The organism is Oceanobacillus sojae, assembly GCF_007991515.1.
Classification (GTDB): Bacteria; Bacillota; Bacilli; order Bacillales; family Amphibacillaceae; genus Oceanobacillus; species Oceanobacillus sojae.
This window is the reverse complement of the sequence record NZ_BJYM01000002.1, coordinates 220,049-242,755: the sequence shown is the minus strand read 5'-3', so window position 1 is coordinate 242,755 and position 22,707 is coordinate 220,049. Positions and strand designations below refer to the sequence as shown.

Sequence of the window (22,707 nt, the reverse complement as noted above, 5' to 3'; positions counted from 1 at the left end):
TTAATTATTTATTTTCTGCAGTAATTGGTCCAATCGTAAACAGTAACTCATCCTCGTGTTCTTTCTCCTCATCCGGGAAATCTTCCGCAATAAAATAATCATTGATATGACAATCTGTATCAAGCTTTTTAGCAAGGCCTCTGAATAAAGATTGTGAAGGTTGATTGGACGGAGAAACAGTTGCCTCAACATAATCAATATCTTTACAGGCTTCGCGCTTTAACAATTGGCGCAGCATTTTCGTCGCTAATCCGTTACCTCGAGCGGAAGCATCTACAGCAACCTGCCAGATAAATAACTTATTCATATTATTCGGATTTTTATACCCGGAAATAAAACCGAACGTTCTCCCGTCTTTTTCTGCAATGATCGAGGTTTCAGAAAAAATATCACACCACATTAAATAACTGTAAGATGAATTAAGATCGAGTACCTTGGAATCTTTAATCAATTCCCAAACAGCAGCTCCATCATCTTTTACGGGCTTGCGAAAATAAAAATCGTTTTCAAAACCAACAGTTAATGTCGTTTCATTTTTATTTTTGGTGTTTGTGTTAATGCTCTCACCTCCTGAGTGGATTTTTTTACTTACCATATTAGATTAACATAAGCAGAAATAACGTCAAAACGCATAAAGTGGAGAATAAAGTGATTATTCGTGATAAGAAGGGGTGAGCATGAAATGATTGCTATTTACTATAAAAAGCTTTGAATATAATAGAAATAATCCGTTTTTTAATGCTGGGGGAAATAAATGGGTAAAACATTTTCCAGAAAGGAGATTGATGATTAAAAATATTTAATTCATTACAGGGGGATAAAACAGCTGTCCACTCAAGTTTGATGTTTAGGGACAGCGGTTATATAGCCTGTATCTGTTAATTTTCTTTTAACTTTTCATCTTTTTCCATCATTTCAGATACTGTAATGGTTTTATATTGGTTTTCAGCTAAATAATCGAGAATTAGCGGGAGAGCTTTAACTGTTTGTTCCCTTTTGCCTCCTGCATCATGAAACAGCACGACATCTCCTGGAGAAATATTGTTGATGACATTGTCTGCAATGGTTTTATAATCTATACCGTCCCAGTCTTTAGTATCCTGATCCCAGGACCATAGCGCAACATGCAGCTGGTTCTCTTCGGCTCTCTTTACAATCGCATCATTATAACCACCGCCGACTGGACGGAAGAGCTTTGGTCGGCTTCCGGTGACGGCATAAAGGATGTCTGAGGTTTCTTTCATTTCTTGACTGAGTCTGCTTAATTTAGTGGTGTGATCATAAGTATGATTGCCAAGTTCATGTCCTTCCATTACTTGCCGGTGAATGATATCCGGAAATTTTTCAGCGTGGGCTCCCAGTACAAAAAAAGTGGCTTTGGCTTCATATTCAGCTAAAATATCCAATATAGCAGGGGTGTATTTTGAGTGCGGTCCGTCATCAAAAGTTAAAGCGATCACTTTTTCCTCTGTTTCTGCATCCCAGAAAATATCCCCATCTTCCTCAAAATCAAACCTGTCTTTCGCATATATCTGTTCCTGGATTAACAAGAAAAAACAAGAAGTCAGAAGCAGGTAAATAATCGTATAAAGTATTTTTTTCTTCATTTTACACCTCTCATTTCTAAAAATTAAATTAATCTTTAAGTATGATTTATAACTATTATTTACTAGAAGGATTTTTTTATCATATGCGAATACATGAAAATTTTGGAGAGGCAAAAGGTTATGCTGATTAATCTGTTTCTTCATTTTTACAACTGTTATAACAAACAATATGTATTGCGAATTGTTTATTCAAAGACGTTGTTCATATTGGGGTTTAGGAATTTATTCATAAGAAAGATACCTGAATCGGGGATTTTTCAGTTCTCCAACGATTCAGGTATCTTAAAAGCAATGTTACCTATTTACGGTTATTGCGTCGTTCGTTGTTGAGATTGTCATTTTCTTTGAAGGTATTTTCGTCAATAAACTCATTCTCATTTGCAAATTCCACGTTATTAATTTCTTGATTATGATTGTTCTCATTATTACGGTTTCTACGTTCATTGCGTTTAAAATTACGTTTATTGTTATCCATTGAAAACCCTCCCAGTATTCTGTATGAGGAAAACATTCATTTTTGGAGCCTTGCTTTAAGCAGTTGCTTCCAGCGTAAATGCCATCCTCGAATTATATTTTATCCCTTTATCAAAAAATCACTCACTTTTTGATAAGCCATATTTTGTTATTTGAAAAAGTGATTACTTTAAACTCTAATTTTGCTGAATTCATATGAAAATTATGTTGATGTAAAAGATAAAAAATAAAATTCACCAAATCGTATATATAACCGTTTGTAATCCAATATTAACCTACAATGAATAAATTCCTTCGAAAATAGACTTAACCGTTGCAAGCTCCAGCCTGGTATTTAGCGAATCTTCTTCCTTAGCTGCTGCAATCAGATTACTGATGCTCTCATCCAATCCTTCATATTCATCTTCGTCACCTACCAGCTGGATTTTCCACTTATCCTTCTTGTACATTTTCTTTAATTCTTCAGCCTGAGATGCAACTTTACTCCATTCAGGCTGATCGATAGCCTGTTCAAGCTTATCAATTTGTTGAAAGAAATGATCACCGCCAACTAGATTGGAGCATCCTGAAAGTGTGATAAAAATAAGTGTAAAAATGATTATTATCTTCTTCATTTTAATCCCTTTCTGTTTTATGAATGGTTATACATAGATTGCCCCATAATACGAATATATTACGTATCTTAGAAAGGTTGGGAATTGGATAATGCCTGAGATTGTATTAATTCTAATCCGTTCAATAACTGCATTCTTTTTATTATTTTTAATGGCACGGATTATGGGAAAGAAGCAAATTTCACAGCTCACTTTTTTTGATTATTGTGTCGGAATCACTATCGGTTCTATAGCGGCAACTTTGTCTGTTGATCAAAACGTTAAAATAGTTAATGGATTAGTTTCATTAACCATTTGGGGATTTTTTCCGATTATTTTGGCATATCTAGGTTTGAAATCAATGCTTTTTTCAAAAATAACAGACGGGAAAGCAACTATAGTCATTCGAAATGGAGAAGTATTAGATAAAAATTTGAAAAAGAATTTGCTGACAATTAATGAATTATTAATGCTGTTAAGGGAGAAAGGGACATTTAAAGTTTCTGATGTGGAAATGGCTGTTTTAGAAACAAATGGTGAACTGAGTATTATGTTGAAAACGGGTCAACAGCCAGTTACCCCGCAAACATTAGGGATTCCGCTGGAACAGGAGCATGGTCCGGCTGTCTTAATTATGGACGGAAAAATAATGAAAAAAAGCCTGGAGAATCTTGGTTACTCAGAGGAATGGCTCACAGGGGAAATACAAAAACAAGGAGCTGAAGATATAAAGGATGTATTTCTGGCTCAAATTGATTCGCGCGGCAGCATTTATGTGGATTTGTACGAGGATCAATATACAAAAACTATGATAGAAGAAAGGCCATTGTTAGCAGCTTCTCTTAAAAAAATACAAGCAGATTTGGAGGGATATTCCTTTCAGACAGATAACCCGGAGGCTAAGAAATTATATTCAGAGCAAGCAATGAAGGTTCAAAAAATACTGGATGTTATTTTACCGTATTTAAAGTAATAGAAGCAGGATTTTATTCAGATTTTGTTGCCGGGATATTTGCTGATCTGGTTATGTTCTTCTAACCTCACTCCAATCAGCTTGCTTTATGACAGCGGATTTTGGATAATTTATCCATGATGAAGAGACAAAGAATAAATGGTGTTACGCATAGTCAGAATTCAGATTTGTAACACCATTTTACTTTTGAATAAACTGTTTTTTCAAGCTGATCAGTTCATTCATTAAGCTCTTTATATAGCATGTTTTCATTGTTACCAAATTGAAACGGACACATAGCTTAATAAAGACAAATAAGCCCAGACGCACTGTTGATTGCAGCCCGGGTTTTTTCAATATATTAGGTCATTAACTCATTGCTTCTGACGGTATGAAAGGTTAATCTATATCCGGATAAAAAGGCTCATATACAGGATCAGAGTAATATGGCGGTCTAATCTTAATTGTTGGTGTATTCCAGCTGTAACTCAAATAATGCATTTCCAGCTCTTCTTCATTATTTTCTAATAAACGTCTAACCTGAGGATAAAATTCAAATTTCAATTTAGTACCTCCTTTCATTAAAACAGGGCTTCATTCAGGGAGAGGCCTATGGTAAATCAATCTTAAACCATTACAACGGCATTTATGATGCTTATGCTTCACATATACAAAAGCCTAATCATAGTCTATGAAAGGGGAGGGAGAATCGTTATGAAGAATCAAAATAATGATCATAATCCATCGTTATCTGAAGAAGTATTGGAACAAATTAGGGTATATCAAAAATGGTTTGAAGAAAATAAAATAGAAGTTCCTTATCCGTATTACCCGATATACGGCAAAATTACCCAGTATGAAGAGGTACCTCTTACGCAACCGGAGCAAAGACAGCTCGTTCAGCCGGGGCTCGAAAGATTAATGGTGCCAAAACCGATTATTGAGAACCGAAACTATAAAGGAAGTGGAAAATTAAAGGAGAAAGTTGCATTAATAACCGGTGGAGACAGCGGAATGGGAGCTGCTGCGGCAATTGCTTTTGCAAAAGAAGGAGCTAACGTTGCAATTGCTTATTTAAATGAACACGAAGATGCCAATCGGACAAAAAGAAGGATAGAGGAGCTTGGCCAGGAATGCTTACTATTGCCGGGAGATCTCCGTGAAAAAAAACAGTGTGAACAAATTGTTTTGGAAACAATTGATAAATTTAATAAATTGGATATTTTATGTAACCATGTTGGCATTCAATTCCAGCAAAATAACGTAACTGAGATTACAGATGAACAATTTGATCAAACCTTTAAATTGAATATATATTCACATTTCTATACAACGAGGGCAGCACTGCCTCATTTAAAAGCGGGAAGTTCTATTATCGGAACGTCCTCTGTTGTCACTTATGCAGGAGAGCCTTTATTAATGGATTATGCAGCTACAAAAGGAGCCATTGTCGGATGGACGCGCTCTTTAGCAAAGAACATTGCCAAACGCCAGATTCGTGTGAATGCCATTGCTCCCGGCCGAATTTGGACACCGCTTATTCCAGCAAGTTTTTCTTCAGATGAAAATGCTTTGACTGGAGGGAATTTATTTGATCGCATGGCTCAACCTTTTGAAGTTGCGCCGACTTTTGTTTATTTAGCATCAGATGATTCCAGACATGTTACTGGTCAAGTGCTCCATGTGGACGGGGGAGAATCAACTAATTCTTAAAAGTTGTTTACAGTGGAGGGCAAAAATAACTTTCCTTCTTTGAAGCACAGTTTTTCAGTAATTCCTCTTTTTATTGACTCAAATAACAGTATTTTAACATTAATAGACATCAGCAAAAAATTTAGAAAGTGTCAGTAAAATTGTTTTAATCATTAATTATACGGGAGCATTTTGCCAAAATATTTATCACGATGTAACGATCTTGAAGAAGTGAGCAATCGCTGTTTCAAATCTTTTAGATGAGGGAAGGAATCGTTGTATTAACATCACATGGACTATTACCGTCAGCTAATGAAAAAATCAATTCAGGCGAGAGAGTGCAAATAGATGAATTCTCTGATTTGTAAAGCTGTCATATCTAAAATGAAGGCTTCATGGAGGCTGGTTATTGATTTCCTTTTCCGCCCCAATCGTTTCGTTGAGGATTTTCAAATGGTTTGTCTTGCTCCTGCTCATCTTGTACTGCACCACATCCGAATAACAAACCCGCAGAAATAATTAAAGTAATTACACATAAAGTTAACTTTTTTAATTTCATTGCTATCACCTCACTTAAGGAATAGATATTCCACCTTAGTGATTTCCTTTTATTTAAATCTTATGCTTAAAGGAAAGTCTTACAAAAATATTTAAATATCATAAAAACAGTATCTTCCCGCTTAAAAATGTGCGAAGTCACTGTTTTTTATTTTTTTATGACTTTTGTCCAGCCCTTTGTTTTAAGAAAACGATATTTTAATGAATGTGTACAATCTTACTAATTAAAAAAGCATAAATTATTTTATATCTAAATGAAAGGAGTGTTAGTTATAACTTCAAGTTGACGTTTTTCTGATAATGTTTATTCCTCTAAACACAAATCTTATTATTAAGAAGGAAAAAGCTTTCATGACAATGCATCGAGACTTGAAAACATTACAAATGTGATAGTTATTATAGCAATCAGGACTCTAAATATTAGGACAAACACTGGGGTAATAACGTACAAAATGATGTCACTGCAGCACAATATCGAGGTGGGTCGATCTAATTTTCATAAGTTTACTTGGAATGAATTATTATTAAATCTGCAGAATACGTCGAAATACCATGCGTGGATACGCAAATAACGGATTCCTTGCACAGCAAGTACCTTGAAGGCGATTGCGCCAGTCCGGGTATGGGCTCTAAAAGGAATAAATGACAAGAGAATTAGCTGTTGATAAGGTACAGTTAATTTCTTAGTTGTTTTGTGGGTTTTCTAATTAAATAAAGAAGGCCTTAAAAAACATCATGGAAAGGAATGAACAAGCTTGGCTAATTTAACAGATCGTCAAAGAAAGCTATTGAATTTGTTAAACGAAATGTCACAAAACTTAGTTACGTCCAACAACGCCAATAGTGTGAATAATGACAGCACGCTAAGTCATAATTTTTCTCTGAATTTACCTGGATTCAGTTTAGATGGCGGTCAAAATTTAAATTTAAGTTTAGGTAAATGGGGAGGCGGAGGAACTCCTGGTACACCAACGACCATTAGAGAGGTCCTGTTGAGTTTAGTAAACGAACAAGTGCAGGTCACTACTCCTTTTGACACAATATCCGGAACACTGCTTGCAGTACAGGACGACTATATTGTGATTATTGAAGCTTCTGGCTCACAAGTATTGGTTCGAATTGAAAAAATTGAATTTGTCAGTAATTCGTAAAGGAGGAGTTTAAATGTTTGCAGCAAAGTTTACTGCGGAGCTGGCTAACCGGATTGGTTCAAGAGTTGAAGTAGCAACAGATAATAATTTAATTGAAGGTATCCTCTCAACAGTTACTGCAGATCTGGCCCTGGTTATTGATGTATCAAGCGGTTACGGAGGCAATGTCAAAATATATATTTCAGTAGATGCTATCAACTTTGTCCGCTTTCCTGTAGCAGCGTAAAAAAGAAGGATAAAAGATACCCTGGCTTGATAGCCGGGGTATTCTATTATGAAACGCGTATAAAAATCATTTATGACATGAAATGGAATCATGCGTGGTTCCTTCCTATGCAGCTGTTCAATATATCACTTCATGAAAACTGAAATCAGGAGGTTGTTTTATGGTTAATCAACCATATGGCGGAAAATTAATCTGCCGTGAACTAACTGGAAAGAAAAGAGAGGAAGCGATCAGGGATGCTGAAAAGCTTCCATCACTATCTGTGAATTCCTGGGTGCTCTCTGATTTGGAACTGATTGGAATAGGAGGATTTAGTCCGCTGACAGGATTTATGGGCCGGTCTGATTACGAATATGTTATTGAGCGTACACGCCTTGCGGATGGCACAATCTGGAGTATACCGATTACACTGCCGGTAACAGAAGAACAGGCTAAAAACCTTAATATTGGTGAACAAATTGCCCTTAGAGGAACAGACGGTATTATTTATGGGACAATCACCATGGAAGAAAAGTATGATTACGATAAAAAGAAGGAAGCGGTAAATATCTATGGAACAAATGACGCAGCTCATCCTGGTGTGAAGAAAGTTTATGAGAAAGGAAATATATACCTTGGCGGACCTGTTACACTGCTTCGACGTCCGGATCATAATCCATTTGCAGCATACTATATGGATCCGGCTGAAACGCGGCAAATGTTTGCAGACTTAGACTGGAAAACCATCGTCGGTTTCCAGACCCGCAACCCTGTTCACCGTGCTCATGAACACATTCAAAAGACTGCTCTTGAGGCGGTGGATGGATTGCTGTTGAATCCACTTGTTGGTGAAACAAAGTCTGATGATATTCCTGCCGATGTCCGTATGGAAAGCTATGAAGTAATTTTGAAAAACTACTATGTGACAAATCGTGTTCGCCTCGTCATTTATCCCGCAGCAATGCGTTATGCAGGACCGAAAGAAGCTATACTGCATGCCATTGTACGCAAAAATTATGGCTGTACCCATTTCATCGTAGGGCGTGATCATGCTGGTGTCGGGGATTATTATGGCACGTACGATGCTCAAGAACTGATTGGACAATATGAAGAAGAACTCGGCATTCAAATTTTCAAATTTGAACATGCGTTTTACTGTAAATCCTGTGAAAATATGGCGTCCGCAAAAACATGTCCGCATGGGGAGGAAAACCATGTCCATTTAAGCGGCACAAAGGTGCGTGAAATGCTTCGGAACGGTAAGCGTCCTCCAAAAGAATTTTCACGGCCGGAGGTTGCCGATGTACTGATAAAAGGAATGAAGAAAAAATAATAAATGCTGTTCGAAAAGAGTTGTACTTTTGCTTTTTGAACATGTACTAAAAGAGGATCTGATAACCTATGACGTTGGAAATGATATTTGTTTTGATTTTACTTCTGACTATGTTTGCTGTTCTGATTCTCGAAGCTGCCCGGCCAGACGTGGTTATTTTCTCAGTGCTGATTATTTTGATGCTCTCTGGCATATTGACAGTTGATGAAGCATTGAGTGGTTTTTCCAATGAAGGGATGCTGACAGTTGCGTTATTGTTTATCGTTGCAGGAGTTGTACAGAAGAGCGGTTTGATTAATCAAATGATGAACAAATGGCTGAAGAACAGCCGATCGCCCAGAGGTTCTATGATGCGATTCTTTGTGCCTACATCTGCAATTTCAGCTTTTTTGAATAATACACCGATTGTTGTGACTCTTACGCCAATTATTAAAAAATGGTGTGAAGATCGCGGAATTGCTCCTTCCAAATTCTTAATTCCATTATCTTATGCCACCATTTTAGGCGGAATGATCACGTTAATGGGGACATCCACGAACCTCGTTATTCATGGATTACTGCTGGACTTTGGGCTGGAGGGTTTTTCATTATTCACTTTAACTGCAGTTGGTATTCCTGTCACTTTAATCGGGCTCATTTATTTATTTACTATCGGATATAAATTGCTGCCGGATAATAAAGGCTTCAGTCAGAGAGTGGAAGAAGAGCCTAAAGAATATATTGCTGAAATACAGGTGACAGAAGAATTTGGGCAGCTTGGCAAAAGTGTTGAGCAAGCAGGTCTCCGTGATTTGAAAGGACTTTATTTGATTGAGATTATCCGTGGAAACGAGAGGATATCACCGGTCAGATCCACAACTGTTATTCAAAGTGGAGACCGCCTGATTTTTACCGGATTGATTTCAACCATTGCTGACTTGCAAAAGATGAAAGGTCTGAAATTGGAAACAGGAACAACTATTGGCCTTGATGATCTTAAGGATGGATCCATCAATCTGGTGGATGCTGTTGTATCAGATCAATCATCACTTTTATCTAAGTCAATTAAACAGTTGCGGTTTCGTTCACGATATGATGCGGGCGTCATTGCAGTACACCGGAATAACGAACGTATTAAGAGCAAGATTGGGGATATCGTTTTGAAGCCTGGAGATTCATTATTGCTTTTAGCAGGTACCGATTTTATTGGAAAATATGACCGGTCAAATGATTTTTTTGTCGTGTCACCATTGGATATCCCGCCATCGCTGAAGCAGAGTGTGAAGAAAGGCTGGTTTTCTATCATTATGCTGCTCGGCATGATTGGAACAGTTACTCTTGGATGGCTCAGTATGTTTAAAGCGATGGCACTCGCAGTATTGGTATTTTTGGTTGTGAAAATTATTACACCTCAAGATGCCAAGAAATATATTCATTTTAACGTTTTATTGTTGATTGCCAGTTCATTTGGAATAGGCACAGCAATGAGAAAAACGGGACTGGCGGAATGGGGCGCAAATATGCTGTTGAATTTTGGTAAGCCGTTAGGATTGCTAGCCATTTTGTTTATGATTTATCTTTTGACAAATTTATTTACGGAGATTCTCAGCAATAGTACAGCAGCTGTTATAGTACTGCCGCTTGGAGTTGAAATAGCACAAACACTTCATGTCGATCCAATGGGAATAGCTGTCCTTATTGCAATAGCCGCTTCAGCAAGCTTTATTACACCAATTGGTTACCAGACAAACTTAATTGTATATGGACCTGGCGGCTACAGGTTTATAGATTATGTAAAAGTAGGTCTTCCGCTGAGTCTAATAGTAATGGTGACGGCTGTTTTGATTATCTATCATATATGGTTTTAGGAGGGGAAATTTATGGATGAGCCAGAAAATATTAAATGGCATTACTCGAAAGTAGCGAAAGAGCAGAGGAGGGATTTGAATAATCATAAGAGCGCTGTGGTGTGGTTTACCGGACTGTCCGGTTCGGGCAAATCTACTATTTCAGTTGAGCTGGAAAAAGAACTGCATCAGTTGGGAATCCGGACTTACCATTTGGATGGAGACAACGTCCGGCACGGCTTGAATAAAGATCTTGGCTTTGGTCCGGATGACCGTAAAGAAAATATCCGCCGTATCGGAGAAGTATCCAAGCTGATGGTAGAAGCCGGTCTGCTTACATTGGCAGCCTTCATCTCACCGTACTGTGCCGATCGTGATGAGATACGTAAAATGATGGAAAGCGGTGAATTTATTGAGGTATTTGTAGATGCAAGTATAGAGACATGTAAATCACGTGATCCAAAAGGGCTCTATAAAAAAGTACGTGCTGGTGAGATTACAGGATTTACTGGAATTGATGCACCATATGAAGCACCGGTGAACCCGGAAATTACAGTGAATACTGATCAAAAGAGCGTTGAGGAATCGGTCCAGACAATCATGTCCTATTTGAAAACGAAAGGGTACCTTATTAATGATTAATGTGAGTTTAAAAACGATGCTGGACATATCACTGGAAGCGGGCCGGGAGATTCTGGATATTTATGATAACGATTATTCAATTGAGACGAAATCAGACGGTTCATTACTGACTGAAGCTGATCGACGTTCACATCAAATCATTGTCGAACGGCTTCAAGGTGTGTTTGAAGAGGTTCCGATTTTAAGTGAGGAAGGAAGTGAAATTCCGTATACCCAACGCCAACATTGGTCTAGGCTTTTCCTGGTGGATCCACTCGACGGCACAAAAGAATTCATCAGGAAAAACGGAGAATTTACAGTGAATATCGCATTGGTTGAAGAGGGCTATCCTGTAGTTGGTGTCATTTATGCACCAGCGCTTGATGTGTTTTATTTCGGACAGTCCGGTCTGGGAGCATTTAAATTAGATGCAGCATCATATGCAGATCCAGCTGATGATAAAGCACTGATTGAACAAAGTGTGCAGCTGCCGATTGCTGATGCGGGCAACAGTGTAAATGTAATTGCGAGCCGATCTCATATGTCAGAAGAAACGAAAGTATTTATTGAAGAACTTCGCAATCACCATACGGTCGATGTAATATCCGCCGGAAGCTCTCTGAAGTTCTGTCTTGTGGCAGAAGGAAAAGCCGATTACTATCCGCGCTATGCTCCGACAATGGAATGGGACACAGCAGCAGGCCAGGCGATTGTTGAAGCTGCCGGCGGAACAATGTTGCGGTATAAGGATCATGAGCGCTTTTATTATAATCGGGAAAATTTGAAAAATGGCTGGTTTTTAGTGAAGCGTGAAACTGATTCGCAAATTTTATCGCGATGTGACTGATTGTAGGACTTCTACTTTAAGAAAAGAAAGCTGATTCATTATAAAATCTCTGAAGTTTGATAGTCTTGTTAATCTTACTAATTGATATTTGTTATGGTTTGGCATTTTTTAATGACTGGTCGTTTTGTGCAGTATTTGCAGCTCCTTGTAATACTTCATCCAAAAAGACAACACATTTGGACTCGCAGCAATTGCCTCTTTTACCTTTATTTAAACGACTATCATGTACCGTCTATTAGTTTTTTCATAAATTGAGGTATAACCTATTTGAATGTAATGATGTCAGTCGCCAAACAGGTAGTAAACGAAGGAATTCGGGGACCTGTTTGAGGAGAGTTCCTGTCATCCAAGCCATCAGCTATGTTCGAATGCATCTATTAGAGGGTGCACGCGAACTATTAGCCTGATGATATAAATAATAGGCATTATTCCTGGAGGAGTGTTTAAATGTGTTTCAAAATACCACAATATTAATTACTGGAGGAACAGGCTCCTGGGGCCATGAACTCGTTAAAAAGCTGCTTTCCTTCCAGCCTAAGGAAATAAGAATTTTTTCCCGTAATGAATTCGCTCAGGTGAAAATGAAAAGAGAGTTTTCAAATCATCCTTGCTTGAAATTTGTGATTGGGGATGTAAGAGATTTTGAAGCAGTAAATGAAGCGGCAAAAAATGTTGATTATGTATTCCATCTTTCTGCACTGAAACATGTACCAATATGTGAAGAACAGCCATTAGAAGCGTTAAAAACCAATGTAAACGGAACAGAGAATATTATCAAAGCAAGTTTAAACCAAAAGGTGAAGAAAGTCATTGATGTTTCCACAGATAAAGCAGTTGAACCAATCAACTTTTATGGACTGACGAAAGCGATCGGAGAAAAACTAATCATTCAGGCTGATCAATTAAGCAATCATACACGTTTTGTCTGTATCCGTGGAGGTAATGTTATTGGGACAAATGGCAGTGTCATTCCGTTTTTTAAAGAACAGATTGCTGCTCATCATGCAGTCCCACTTACATCCAGAGAAATGACACGCTTTTTCCTGACGGTTTCTCAAGCCATTGATTTACTGATATATGCATCTGAAAAAGCAGTTGGCGGAGAAATATTTGTTATGAAAATGAAAGCATGCCGGATTGTCGATTTAATAGGTGTTTTGGAAAAGCATTTTGCTAAAAAAGCAATCAGTATAAATGAGATTGGCATCCGCCCAGGAGAGAAAATTCATGAGGTATTAGTGTCAAATGCCGAATCCCGGAATGCTTACAAATTTGATGAAAATTACTATGTTATTTTACCTGATAATGTTTCTGAAGAGGTAAAGAACAAGTATGAAAAGTTACCAAAGGTTGCTTTTACACGATACCAATCCGATGATGAATTAATGGCAGCCAATGACATTGAACAAATTCTTAAGAAAGCAGATATTATCACAAAGTAAGCCTTTTTAGCAGTAATCCGTAAAGAGGCCCAAAAAGGATTGAAAGTATCCAATAAAACACTGATTTTAGGAATAGGTCTGGGACAACCCCCAGAAAATCAAAAATAGTGAGTCTCCATTTGCAGGGGATTCACTATTTTTTTACTGAAATTTTTGAACATCCTCTTATATAACAATTGTTATCTGTTGTACTAATTCGTTTGCCCGATGCGCGGTTGAATGATGATTGTGAACAAAACGGCAGCCGGCTTCGGTAATTTTTTCCCGTTCTTTTGTATTTTTAAGATAGTACGCAGCTCTTTCTGGAAAATTATCTGCATTTATATCCACAAAATGCTCTCCCGGTATCAAACCAATCTCCTCAAGTTCCGGTAAGGCAGGGGCCATCAGTAATGTACGGCACGCCGGCACCTCAAAATATTTGAAAGTCACCACCTGGCGTATGGAGCCGCATGCAAAAAACAGTTTTGCCTGATTAATGGCCTGAGCATAGTTTTCTCCAATTAATGCTGTATTTGCGTCTTCACCTGCAAAATCTTGCCACCCGGGATGAGGATGGTTGAAAAATCCGGGAGTATTCTTATAATGCTGTAATATTTTTTCTCTCAATGGATAGATTTGCTGGAACGAAACTTCTCCAAGCATCATTAAATCTATCTTTTTTTCATTACCATAGTCTTTAAAGATAGAGGTATTAGCAAATTGAGGGAGGAAAAACACCTGATTATGTCTTTGCTGGGGATAATGATGGTAAAAATTATGCTGGCATATGACAAAGAATGTTTGAATCTTACTACGCATGATATATCTTCTTCTCTGCTCTACAAAGCGATGGGCGTCATTTACCATCAGGCCTGCAGGAATGCCAATATCAGCCAGACCGGTGACGACAGGGGCAAATGTTTTACCAACATCATTTATTATTAAAATGAAATCCGGTTTTTCAGGAAGTTTATACAATATTTTTTTGATAGGACCGGATTTACGGGAAATCATCAAATTTGTCACCTTTGCCAGTTCCTGCTCTAAGACAGCATAGTTACTGTTAGTAAAATGAGAAGTATCTGCTGCAATCAGTAGTAATTTTAGCATTGGATTTTCACACCTTTCTGAAATAAAAACGCCTTCTTGAAACAGAAGGCGTCTCCATAGAGCTTTTTAATTATATCCGAGCCTTGATAAAGTTTTAGCAAAAGTTTGATTGATTTGCTGCTGCTGGTCGTTGCTTAAAACAGATTTCCATTTATTTGCCTTGCCCTCTCTTACAAATGGAAGTGCAGGATTGACTAACTGCGAAGGACCATTTAAATGTTCCTTTTGCTTCTGCTCCAATGCTTTCATATTATCAAAAGAAGCCCAATGGACAGCTTCGTTAATTTCCTGCTCTGATCTATTTAAGTTTAAGAAGTTTATCAATCTTTTTGCTTCTGTTGCAGTGTCTGCAAGAAGATCTTCATATTTCACAAGCAGGAAACCATTTCTGACTTCATCCTGATTATCCAGCCAGCTTTCTACTTGAGCGTCCCACATACCGGGATCGATATCACCATTCATAAAGGCTGTAAAAAATGCATCGAATTGACGGCTTTCATTATAATATTTCTGGAAATGATGATGATATGAAATAACGACATCCCTTGGATCCCTTACCAGGTAGATAACTTTGGGATAGGATGTGTCATAACCATTGTGGCTCCATACAAGATGCGGCGAAGGTAAGTTTTCAATTGGTTCGCTTGCCACATTTTGAATCATTTCGCCTTTTGTAGCCCAGTCCATTTTTTTTCGATATAACAGCGCAGTGACGAGAAATAATAAGAAGTTGTTACCGGATTTTGGATAGGCAACAAGACAAATATCGTCTTCCTGGCATGTATATGTTTTATTTGTTGACATGAGGTATCACCCTTTCTTTTCATCAGCTTCATTCGGCTGAACATCCAGATAGATGGTATCCGGGTTATCCGGATCAAACAATTCATTTGCCCAAAACATAACAATTATTTCACCGTCTGTTACGTTTTCAATCGAATGTGTGTATCCTGGAGGGATGTCTACTATTTCAATATTCTGATCTGAAACCTGATAGTTAATTAATTTTTCAGAATCAATTTCCCTTAATTTAATGGCTGCTTTTCCTTTGAGAACACAAAATTTCTCTACCTTTGTATGGTGATAATGGTTTCCTCTTACAACGCCCCCGCGTGATGTTGATATAAAAATCTGCCCTGCCTGATGCGATTTAATTAATTCCACTAAACTGCCTCTTTCGTCCTCATGAACAGGTAATTTATAAGAAAAGTTATTAGCATCTAAATAAGATAAATAGGTCGTATACAGATATTTTGTTAATTTATCGGACAGGTCAGGTATAATCAGTGATTCCCGTACTTTCTTTATTTCGTAAAGCTTTTGGGCCACCTCGCCTACTGTTGTATGGAAGGTCTGATTGATAGTATAATAGAAAGATTTTTCCTGCTTTTTCTGTTCAAGACAATTGATGAAACTATCTATTACATCATCAATATATACGAGCTCAAGCATTTTATCCGCATCATGGATTTCAATATCTTTATCATGGGAAATTTCCTGGCAAAAGGTAGCCACAACCGAATTATAATGTGGTCTGCACCACTTGCCGAAGACGCCTGGTAAACGGTAAATGCACACATCTGCACCGGTCTTCATATTATAAGCTTTAAGAACATCTTCCGCAGCTTTTTTACTCAAACCATAAGGATTATTATGCTCAGCCTGAGTGGATGAGGTGAAAACAATTTTTGGTGTTTTATGATGATCTATTAAATAGCTGACTATGGATTCCGTAAGTCCTCTATTAACACTTTCAAATTCATCCTTATTTTGTGGTCTGTTTACTCCCGCTAAATGGTAGATGATATCCGTATCGTTTAAATACTCATGCAGTAATGACAGGTCATCCCCATGACGATATTGTTTGAGCTTGACTCCTTTTTCTCTGAGCAGTCTATCAACCAGATTCTTGCCGATAAATCCGCCTGCACCGGTTACGGTTACGTTTATCATGTTATGAACCTCCAGTTTCTATTACCCATGTTTGTACGCAATCGGTGTGAATAGACGATTGTTCAACACCTTTGAATACTTTTCTACATATTATGGAGTATCCGGCGAAATGTGAAAAAATAGGGCATAGGCAAGGTTGTTAATTAAAAAGGGGATGTATATATGTCAGATTTATATACTCATACAAAGGATTGGATTGAAAAAGAAACGCCAAAAGCGGGTATACATGATGCTTACAAAGAATTCTATACTGATGAAACAGTAACATATACACTTCCCAAAGGGGATCTGCCGGAATGGGTTGATTGGGTAAAACCGCCAAAGTTTGGAGAGACTCACAAGTTTGATAAATCCTATGTGGCGAAGATAGAAAAAGGGAGCATATGGATGTGCGATAAAGGGGAAGGTATGATTTATACACTGGCATCTGACCAGACTTACTTTCGCGATATGGTTTTTCATTTAAATTGGAATTATTTTGAGAAGATTGCAGTTAGAACTATTCCTTCTGCTTCCTCTTTTAAAGGAACACTGGGGGTTCTTGCCTGGGCGGGGCACACTAATTATTGGCATTGGCTCCATGATACATTGGGACGCTATCATTTACTGCAGCTCAGCGGATTTGAGATAGATAAATATGTTCTTCCTCCTTTAACATTGCCATTTCAGCGTGAAACGATTAACATGCTTGGGATCCCTGAGGATAAAATCTTACAACTCACGCCGGGGAAACATGTGAAAGCTGACCAATTGGTTTTGCCATCGGTGCCATTTAATGCAGGAACCTGTGTGAAATGGACAATTGAATTCCTGCGTGACGCATTTTTGAATAAGAGCCGTAATACAAGCACCAATCAATATGATCGAATCTATATCAGCCGGGAGGATGCTTCTTGGAGAAGGGTCGCCAACGAATCGAAACTGGTGGATCTTTTAACCAAAAAAGGATTTAAAAAAATTGTATTAAGTAATTTAACCGTACAGGAGCAAATCGATATTTTTTCTTCAGCTAACGCTATTATAAGTCCGAATGGAGCTGGACTGGCAAATCTTATGTTCTGTCAGCCTGGGACAAAAATCATTCAGTTATTCACAGCTACGTCAGATGAATTCATAAAAATTGGACAATACCTGGATTTGGATTATCGTTTTCTGAAGTGCAGGACCGCTAACCCCGTATCTACAGAGCATGAAGTCATCAAAAATCTTGTAGTAGATGTGAAAAAAATGGCCGGAATTCTGGAGAAGGAAGGGATAGAGTAATCAGCATTATTTCAAAAATTCAGGTGCTTTTTTAGGCACCTGAATTTTTGATGGCAGGAACAGTCGTCTTTTATGGTTACTTCAGTGATTTTAAAAATTCACTCCATTCAGGACGGTTAGTTTTGGTGATGCTGTCTTTATGTTCCCTTACATTGTATACAGTAAAATCATGATATTGAAAACGATTGTCCTTGATTAATTGATTTAGCACACTAACATCTTCATAAAGCTTTCCATCTTTAAATGCAATCACTGGAAAGCCTTCGATTCTTTTTAAAGCAGAAGTACGATATATCCTTGGTCCAAGTGGGAAACGATAGGAGAGCAAGTCTGCTCTTCCGTTGATAATATTTCCTTTCGTCACTCCTTTAAAAAGAATATCTTCTTCTAATTGCTTCCACTTTCGGAGATTTCCATATAATACAGATACATTTTCTGACAGGTCTGCCAGAAGTTTTTTTATAACAGAAATGGCATCAGGGTCCAGCCAATCGTCGGCATCAAGTTCTAAGATGAAATCAGTCGTAACATGAGGTAATAAATGGTTTAAAGCGATTGCTTTTCCTTCGTTCTTTTTTTCAAAAAGTCTCATCTGCTTACCATCGTTCCACAGCTTTAGTTTATGAGAGGAGTTATCTGTTGACCCGTCATCTATAATGAGTATCTGCTCTGGTTGTTCATTCTGCAGCAGGCAGGAGACAACGGCTGTTTCCACATATTGCTCCATATTATAGTTCGAAATGAGAACAGTCAGGCTTGGATTCGTTGTTTGGATTTTCTTCAGCTGGTATTTCTGCATAAATTTTTGTTTTTCCAGTATATTTACAGAATTGTTCCCTCTGGATTGAAGCACCATGTCTTCTTGGCAAGTCTTCATTGAACTCGATTTATCAAAAATCCAGGCGGGAAAAAGAGCCTCTTGAAACGGCAGCTGCGAGCTCAATAGAAATGGATGGCTTTTAAGAAAAGATGCACGCGCAAGGAAAGGACGATGAACAGCTATTTTTCGATTATGGTAGATGTTTGTTGAAAATGAATCTGATTGGGAGAGGTGAAGGGAATTAGCTTGAATAGCAGGAGAAAGGTAATCTGTATCATAAAGGAACAATACATATGAACTGTTGATTTGTTGAATGATATCGTTCAATGCTTTGCCAAAATGATGCTCTTTCCACATGAAAGTTTGTAGTTGCTCAAGGTGAATATCTTCCTGAATCCTGGTTAAAGGCATTCCCTCTTTATGGAGAACAATAACAGAATCTAGTCTGGAGCCAATCCTTTTTAAAGATACCAGAGCTTTATGGATTGCTGCTGCATCAGAATAAAGAAGGAGTATTGCTGTAATATCTTTCAATAGAAGGCCTCCATTCATTTGCAGTATTTCTATTTATGTATATGAGTTCTTTTTAAATTTTATCCCCTTCGAAGGAAGCCTTTGATGCTATTTTGTTTGCTCGAAACTATCTTATCTGAAAAGGTCCATCCAACCATTTTTTAATTCTATGTTTCGGATAGAACCTCCGTAACATATATTAATATATCTTGTTTATTGGTGGTGTGAATATGGTGAAAATAAGTCTTTGTATGATCGTGAAGAATGAAGAAGAGGTGCTGCGTCAATGTTTAGACAGTGTAAAAGGAATTTGTGATGAAATCATTATTGTCGATACAGGTTCAACAGATAAAACGAAGGAGCTTGCGGGTGAATATACAAAGAAAGTAATTGATTTTGAATGGATTGATGATTTTTCAGCTGCGAGGAATTTTGCTTTCCAGCAAGCCACCTCACCTTATATTTTGTGGCTTGATGCCGATGATATTTTACAGGAAGAAAATCAAAAAAATTCAAAAAGCTGAAGGAAGAGCTGGATGATTCCGTGGATGCTGTTTCAATGATGTATCATATTGCTTTTGATGAATTTGATAACCCGTCCTTCAGCTACCGCTAGGTCCCGTCGGCCCCAAGTCCCCGCTAGGGATAATACTAGTTACTTGCTTTAATTTGTTATCCAATAGTAATTCTTTTTTCATAGCTGTCGCAAGCATATCTTGAACTGCTTCATTTACTTCCAATATTTCAGGTAAAGTTGCAGGTGTTGTCAGACCGGGAAGGGTACCTAAAGCATATTGTATTTTTTCGCCCTCTGCATTAATAATATGTGAAAGCCCTAATTCTTCCATAGCAATGGAAGCTAATAGTAAATTGATTGCATCATCTCTTGTTAATGTAATATTAGGTGTAAAGTTTGGGATATTTGGTTGGGACATTATGATTCTCCTTTCATTAAAAATGGATATTTCAAACAAAATGTATTTGCGAGAAATATATTCACAAATTCAGCGTTCTCAACCAATATATTCTTTGGCACAAAGTCGGTGTAGACACATTACTATTATTTTTGTTTTCAGGGAAAATGGGTTGAGAGTATATAAAAGAAGAGAAGATATATAGGGAAAAAGTTGTTACATTCTAGGTAATATGAAGGTATAACCAGCGAAGGAACATTCCGGTGTGATAAAACAAGCAGGATCATTTCCTTTTTTACTTATACTTTGTACACTTAATATATAAATCATGGGCTATGAATAATTAGATAGTGAGAGGAGAGACAGTTTGAAAAAAATATCAACAAATGTTATTCAATTTCGGGGAACGCATTATGAATTTGGTTATCATCAAGGTACTTTAGTGAAAAATCATATCCTATTAAAGAATCGTGAAAATCAATGGAGGGTAAGAAAGCCTTTATTCTCTATTGATATTGAACAAACAAAACATGTTTTCCAAGAAATAGCACCGGCGATATGGGAGGAATTAATCGGCTTTGCAGAAGCGCTTAAATGGCCGTTGGAAAGAGTTCTGCTTGAATTTGGAGGGTATCGGGTTAAGCTGGACCGGTCAGGATGCTCGATTTTAACAGGAGAGAATTATTTAATCAGGAATTATGATTATCATCCTAAAACCTACGACGGGATTTATTCAGTATTCCAGCCAACCGATGCAGGTCATGCGGTGATAGGTGTAACTCAGAAAGTGACGGGAAGATGTGACGGCATGAACGAAAAAGGCCTGGCGATGGGATATACCTTTATGCACCGTAAACGTCCAGGAGATGGATTTGTTTGCAATATGATTGGAAGAATAATTTTAGAAACATGTGCCGATATCAATGAGGCTGTTGCGTTACTAAAGAATATTCCGCATCGCGGTTCATTTAGTTATGTATTACTTGATAAAAATAATACGGAGTCAATCATTGTAGAAGCTTCACCCAGAAATGTTGGGGTAAGGAAGGGAGCTGCATGTACGAATCATTTTCAAATCATGAAGGAAGAAAATCGCCATTATCTGAAGGATTCTAAAAGACGATTGGAAATCATGGAAAGCAATCGAGCAAATTCACTTCATGGAGAGGAAGCATTTCAATTGTTAAATGGTACAGAAAATGGTGTGTTTTCTAATCTTTATGGACAATGGGCAGGAACGATACATACTTCTGGGTATTTTCCATCCAAACTCGAAGCATGGCTTGCTATCGGTGGGGACCAGCAGCCAGTGAAATTTAACTTTGCATCTTGGCTGAAAGAGAATAATTTTCCAATTTCAGAAGTTACAGGGGTAATTAATACAGAGATTCCATTCGCGCATATGGAAAAAGCTGATTGGTATAAGGGAAATAAATAGATTTTAAGAAGAAGTTTTGTCTTTTTAGGCACAACTTCTTCTTTTTTTCATATAATCTTTCTAAACCTAGTTGACAACTAGGAATAATGAGTTTAAACTAATATAAAATTTCACCAATTTAGTTATTTAAAAAAGTGAAGATAAACAGACATATAAAACTGGAAAGCAAGTGAGGGATGGGAGAATGAGTAATATTAAAGAAAAAACAATTGATTCCATTTTTGAGGAAATTGATCATTCATTTGAGGAAGTAAGAGGCTGGAGAAGATACATGCATCAGCATCCTGAATTATCTTTTCAGGAAGTACATACAGCAGCGTACATTGAAGAAAAATTAAAAAGCTTTGGACTAGAGGTTCAAAAAAACATTGGCGGTCATGGTTTAATTACTGTTTTGGAAGGTAAAGAGCCCGGAAAGAAAATTGCATTGCGAGCAGATTTTGATGCTCTGCCGATTGATGATGAAAAAGAAACTTCATATAAGTCTACCAATCCGGGGGTAATGCATGCTTGCGGGCATGATGGGCATACAGCTGCTCTCTTAGGTGTAGCGAAAGTAATCAGTAAATATAAAGAAAAATTAAGAGGTAGCATTGTATTCGTCTTTCAGCCAGCTGAGGAAACTCCGCCGGGCGGAGCTAAATTTATGATTGAAGAAGGAATTCTAGACGATGTGGATTATGTTTTTGGAGCACATCTGGCTTCAGATATTCCTGTTGGAAAAGTAGGCGTAGGAGAAGGCTATCAAATGGCAGCGGTAGATAAATTTGCTATCGATGTTAAAGGTCATGGCGGTCATGGGGCCCGCCCGCATCAGACTACGGACTCACTTGTGATTGGAACAAGTATTGTAGAAGCTTTACAAAAAATTGTCAGCCGTCAAATTGATCCATTGAAATCAGCAGTACTTACAATCGGTGTTTTTCAAGCAGGAAATGCGTTTAATGTAATTCCGGACACTGCCCATATTGAAGGAACTGTCCGTACTTTCGATCCTACGGTTCGGGATAAAGTAGAAACAGAAATTCGTTCCATTTTAGACGGGATTACAAGTGCATTTCACGCAACTTATCAACTGGATTACCTAAGAGGATATCCAGCGTTATTTAATCATAAGGAAGAAACAGATTTAGCCAGAGAGCTTTTTAAAGAAGCTTTTGAAGAAAAGAATGTCGTAGAATTTTCACCAACCATGGGAGCAGAAGACTTTTCTTATTTTCTGGAAGCAAAACCTGGAACTTACTTCCGTGTCGGATCACAAAACGAGGATGAAGCAACACATTATCCACACCATCATCCGAGATTTGATATTGATGAACGTTCGTTAGTTAATATTGAAAAATCGTTTGTGTCCATTATCAGCCATTATTTATTTTAAAATGAAACCCAATAGCCGAGTAGTAAAATAATTAT

23 protein-coding genes and 1 pseudogene are annotated in these 22,707 nt (G+C 37.6%); 13 read left to right on the top strand and 11 right to left on the bottom strand.

Annotation, left to right across the window (positions count from 1 at the left end; genetic code table 11):
* Positions 1 to 4 precede the first annotated feature (4 nt).
* The 4 genes from ectA to OSO01_RS02955 all read right to left on the bottom strand — a co-directional run bounded on the left by ectA (position 5) and on the right by OSO01_RS02955 (position 2,695).
* Positions 5 to 595, bottom strand: a complete 591-nt coding sequence (gene ectA, locus OSO01_RS02965) for a diaminobutyrate acetyltransferase (protein ID WP_147208512.1) — start codon at positions 593 to 595, stop codon at positions 5 to 7.
* Positions 596 to 878: 283 nt separating this feature from the next.
* Positions 879 to 1,607 carry a polysaccharide deacetylase family protein gene (locus tag OSO01_RS02960; protein WP_147208510.1) on the bottom strand — a complete coding sequence of 243 codons (729 nt, stop codon included), beginning with the start codon at positions 1,605 to 1,607 and terminating at the stop codon, positions 879 to 881.
* A 298-nt stretch (positions 1,608 to 1,905) separates the two neighbouring features.
* Positions 1,906 to 2,082 carry a hypothetical protein gene (locus tag OSO01_RS23205; protein WP_186813530.1) on the bottom strand — a complete coding sequence of 59 codons (177 nt, stop codon included), beginning with the start codon at positions 2,080 to 2,082 and terminating at the stop codon, positions 1,906 to 1,908.
* Positions 2,083 to 2,356: 274 nt separating this feature from the next.
* Positions 2,357 to 2,695 carry a DUF4363 family protein gene (locus tag OSO01_RS02955; RefSeq protein WP_147208507.1) on the bottom strand — a complete coding sequence of 113 codons (339 nt, stop codon included), beginning with the start codon at positions 2,693 to 2,695 and terminating at the stop codon, positions 2,357 to 2,359.
* 91 nt (positions 2,696 to 2,786) lie between these two features.
* Here OSO01_RS02955 and OSO01_RS02950 point away from each other — a divergent pair, with 91 nt between their 5' ends.
* Positions 2,787 to 3,647, top strand: a complete 861-nt coding sequence (locus tag OSO01_RS02950; RefSeq protein WP_147208504.1) for a DUF421 domain-containing protein — start codon at positions 2,787 to 2,789, stop codon at positions 3,645 to 3,647.
* Between the two features lie 378 nt (positions 3,648 to 4,025).
* Here OSO01_RS02950 and OSO01_RS23200 read toward each other — a convergent pair whose 3' ends face one another.
* Entirely contained in the window at positions 4,026 to 4,190 is a 165-nt protein-coding gene (locus OSO01_RS23200; protein ID WP_186813529.1) for a hypothetical protein, read from the bottom strand.
* Positions 4,191 to 4,340: 150 nt separating this feature from the next.
* Here OSO01_RS23200 and OSO01_RS02945 point away from each other — a divergent pair, with 150 nt between their 5' ends.
* Positions 4,341 to 5,339, top strand: a complete 999-nt coding sequence (locus OSO01_RS02945) for an SDR family oxidoreductase (RefSeq protein ID WP_147208502.1) — start codon at positions 4,341 to 4,343, stop codon at positions 5,337 to 5,339.
* 385 nt (positions 5,340 to 5,724) lie between these two features.
* Here the strand turns inward: OSO01_RS02945 and OSO01_RS23195 are convergent, their stop codons facing one another.
* The gene (locus OSO01_RS23195) at positions 5,725 to 5,877 is read right to left on the bottom strand and encodes a hypothetical protein (protein WP_186813528.1); all 153 of its coding nucleotides are present in this window, start codon (positions 5,875 to 5,877) and stop codon (positions 5,725 to 5,727) included.
* An 805-nt stretch (positions 5,878 to 6,682) separates the two neighbouring features.
* Here OSO01_RS23195 and OSO01_RS02940 point away from each other — a divergent pair.
* From OSO01_RS02940 to OSO01_RS02910, 7 genes are all read left to right on the top strand, one after another.
* Positions 6,683 to 7,027, top strand: coding sequence for a DUF2642 domain-containing protein (locus OSO01_RS02940; protein ID WP_246145010.1), 345 nt, complete (start codon positions 6,683 to 6,685; stop codon positions 7,025 to 7,027).
* Positions 7,028 to 7,040: 13 nt separating this feature from the next.
* Entirely contained in the window at positions 7,041 to 7,253 is a 213-nt protein-coding gene (locus OSO01_RS02935; RefSeq protein ID WP_147208496.1) for a hypothetical protein, read from the top strand.
* 160 nt (positions 7,254 to 7,413) lie between these two features.
* Positions 7,414 to 8,565 carry a sulfate adenylyltransferase gene (sat, locus tag OSO01_RS02930; protein ID WP_147208493.1) on the top strand — a complete coding sequence of 384 codons (1,152 nt, stop codon included), beginning with the start codon at positions 7,414 to 7,416 and terminating at the stop codon, positions 8,563 to 8,565.
* A gap of 68 nt (positions 8,566 to 8,633) precedes the next feature.
* On the top strand, positions 8,634 to 10,412 hold the full coding sequence (locus OSO01_RS02925; protein ID WP_147208490.1) for an SLC13 family permease: 1,779 nt from the start codon (positions 8,634 to 8,636) through the stop codon (positions 10,410 to 10,412).
* 12 nt (positions 10,413 to 10,424) lie between these two features.
* The gene (cysC, locus tag OSO01_RS02920; protein WP_147208488.1) at positions 10,425 to 11,033 is read left to right on the top strand and encodes an adenylyl-sulfate kinase; all 609 of its coding nucleotides are present in this window, start codon (positions 10,425 to 10,427) and stop codon (positions 11,031 to 11,033) included.
* Positions 11,026 to 11,859, top strand: coding sequence for a 3'(2'),5'-bisphosphate nucleotidase CysQ (gene cysQ / locus OSO01_RS02915; RefSeq protein ID WP_147208485.1), 834 nt, complete (start codon positions 11,026 to 11,028; stop codon positions 11,857 to 11,859). Before cysC ends, cysQ begins: the two co-directional genes overlap by 8 nt.
* 449 nt (positions 11,860 to 12,308) lie before the next feature.
* Positions 12,309 to 13,301, top strand: a complete 993-nt coding sequence (locus tag OSO01_RS02910) for a polysaccharide biosynthesis protein (RefSeq protein ID WP_147208482.1) — start codon at positions 12,309 to 12,311, stop codon at positions 13,299 to 13,301.
* A 165-nt stretch (positions 13,302 to 13,466) separates the two neighbouring features.
* On the opposite strand, the gene OSO01_RS02905 is transcribed toward OSO01_RS02910, so the two are convergent.
* From OSO01_RS02905 to OSO01_RS02895, 3 genes are all read right to left on the bottom strand, one after another.
* Positions 13,467 to 14,393, bottom strand: coding sequence for a glycosyltransferase family protein (locus OSO01_RS02905; RefSeq protein WP_147208479.1), 927 nt, complete (start codon positions 14,391 to 14,393; stop codon positions 13,467 to 13,469).
* Between the two features lie 66 nt (positions 14,394 to 14,459).
* Entirely contained in the window at positions 14,460 to 15,197 is a 738-nt protein-coding gene (locus tag OSO01_RS02900; protein ID WP_147208476.1) for a sulfotransferase domain-containing protein, read from the bottom strand.
* A gap of 6 nt (positions 15,198 to 15,203) precedes the next feature.
* A complete protein-coding gene (locus OSO01_RS02895; protein WP_147208473.1) occupies positions 15,204 to 16,346 on the bottom strand; it encodes a polysaccharide biosynthesis C-terminal domain-containing protein in 1,143 nt (380 codons plus the stop codon).
* Positions 16,347 to 16,508: 162 nt separating this feature from the next.
* Here OSO01_RS02895 and OSO01_RS02890 point away from each other — a divergent pair, with 162 nt between their 5' ends.
* On the top strand, positions 16,509 to 17,609 hold the full coding sequence (locus OSO01_RS02890; RefSeq protein ID WP_147208470.1) for a glycosyltransferase family 61 protein: 1,101 nt from the start codon (positions 16,509 to 16,511) through the stop codon (positions 17,607 to 17,609).
* Between the two features lie 76 nt (positions 17,610 to 17,685).
* On the opposite strand, the gene OSO01_RS02885 is transcribed toward OSO01_RS02890, so the two are convergent.
* Complete coding sequence (locus OSO01_RS02885; RefSeq protein ID WP_147208466.1) at positions 17,686 to 18,963, bottom strand: glycosyltransferase family 2 protein; 1,278 nt, start codon at positions 18,961 to 18,963, stop codon at positions 17,686 to 17,688.
* Positions 18,964 to 19,172: 209 nt separating this feature from the next.
* Between OSO01_RS02885 and OSO01_RS02880 the strand changes: the two are divergent.
* Positions 19,173 to 19,555 (top strand): annotated as a pseudogene (locus OSO01_RS02880) (glycosyltransferase family 2 protein); the annotation flags it as partial.
* On the opposite strand, the gene OSO01_RS02875 reads toward OSO01_RS02880, so the two are convergent.
* Complete coding sequence (locus OSO01_RS02875; protein ID WP_147208463.1) at positions 19,545 to 19,877, bottom strand: alpha-helical endospore appendage domain-containing protein; 333 nt, start codon at positions 19,875 to 19,877, stop codon at positions 19,545 to 19,547. The pseudogene OSO01_RS02880 and the gene OSO01_RS02875 sit on opposite strands and share 11 nt — an antisense overlap.
* Positions 19,878 to 20,223: 346 nt before the next feature.
* Here OSO01_RS02875 and OSO01_RS02870 point away from each other — a divergent pair, with 346 nt between their 5' ends.
* Positions 20,224 to 21,294 carry a C45 family autoproteolytic acyltransferase/hydrolase gene (locus OSO01_RS02870; RefSeq protein ID WP_147208460.1) on the top strand — a complete coding sequence of 357 codons (1,071 nt, stop codon included), beginning with the start codon at positions 20,224 to 20,226 and terminating at the stop codon, positions 21,292 to 21,294.
* Between the two features lie 184 nt (positions 21,295 to 21,478).
* A complete protein-coding gene (locus tag OSO01_RS02865) occupies positions 21,479 to 22,672 on the top strand; it encodes a M20 metallopeptidase family protein (RefSeq protein ID WP_147208457.1) in 1,194 nt (397 codons plus the stop codon).
* Positions 22,673 to 22,707 lie beyond the last annotated feature (35 nt).

Bases quoted from the DNA above. Each gene is read 5' to 3' on its own strand.
- OSO01_RS02950 (WP_147208504.1), top strand. From the start codon at position 2,787: ATGCCTGAGATTGTATTAATTCTAATCCGTTCAATAACTGCATTCTTT.
- OSO01_RS02900 (WP_147208476.1), bottom strand. From the start codon at position 15,197: ATGTCAACAAATAAAACATATACATGCCAGGAAGACGATATTTGTCTT.
- OSO01_RS02960 (WP_147208510.1), bottom strand. From the start codon at position 1,607: ATGAAGAAAAAAATACTTTATACGATTATTTACCTGCTTCTGACTTCT.
- OSO01_RS02895 (WP_147208473.1), bottom strand. From the start codon at position 16,346: ATGATAAACGTAACCGTAACCGGTGCAGGCGGATTTATCGGCAAGAAT.
- OSO01_RS23205 (WP_186813530.1), bottom strand. From the start codon at position 2,082: ATGGATAACAATAAACGTAATTTTAAACGCAATGAACGTAGAAACCGT.
- OSO01_RS02865 (WP_147208457.1), top strand. From the start codon at position 21,479: ATGAGTAATATTAAAGAAAAAACAATTGATTCCATTTTTGAGGAAATT.
- OSO01_RS02890 (WP_147208470.1), top strand. From the start codon at position 16,509: ATGTCAGATTTATATACTCATACAAAGGATTGGATTGAAAAAGAAACG.
- OSO01_RS02955 (WP_147208507.1), bottom strand. From the start codon at position 2,695: ATGAAGAAGATAATAATCATTTTTACACTTATTTTTATCACACTTTCA.
- sat (WP_147208493.1), top strand. From the start codon at position 7,414: ATGGTTAATCAACCATATGGCGGAAAATTAATCTGCCGTGAACTAACT.
- OSO01_RS02925 (WP_147208490.1), top strand. From the start codon at position 8,634: ATGACGTTGGAAATGATATTTGTTTTGATTTTACTTCTGACTATGTTT.
- cysC (WP_147208488.1), top strand. From the start codon at position 10,425: ATGGATGAGCCAGAAAATATTAAATGGCATTACTCGAAAGTAGCGAAA.
- OSO01_RS02940 (WP_246145010.1), top strand. From the start codon at position 6,683: ATGTCACAAAACTTAGTTACGTCCAACAACGCCAATAGTGTGAATAAT.
- ectA (WP_147208512.1), bottom strand. From the start codon at position 595: ATGGTAAGTAAAAAAATCCACTCAGGAGGTGAGAGCATTAACACAAAC.
- cysQ (WP_147208485.1), top strand. From the start codon at position 11,026: ATGATTAATGTGAGTTTAAAAACGATGCTGGACATATCACTGGAAGCG.
- OSO01_RS02905 (WP_147208479.1), bottom strand. From the start codon at position 14,393: ATGCTAAAATTACTACTGATTGCAGCAGATACTTCTCATTTTACTAAC.
- OSO01_RS02945 (WP_147208502.1), top strand. From the start codon at position 4,341: ATGAAGAATCAAAATAATGATCATAATCCATCGTTATCTGAAGAAGTA.
- OSO01_RS02875 (WP_147208463.1), bottom strand. From the start codon at position 19,877: ATGTCCCAACCAAATATCCCAAACTTTACACCTAATATTACATTAACA.
- OSO01_RS23195 (WP_186813528.1), bottom strand. From the start codon at position 5,877: ATGAAATTAAAAAAGTTAACTTTATGTGTAATTACTTTAATTATTTCT.
- OSO01_RS02935 (WP_147208496.1), top strand. From the start codon at position 7,041: ATGTTTGCAGCAAAGTTTACTGCGGAGCTGGCTAACCGGATTGGTTCA.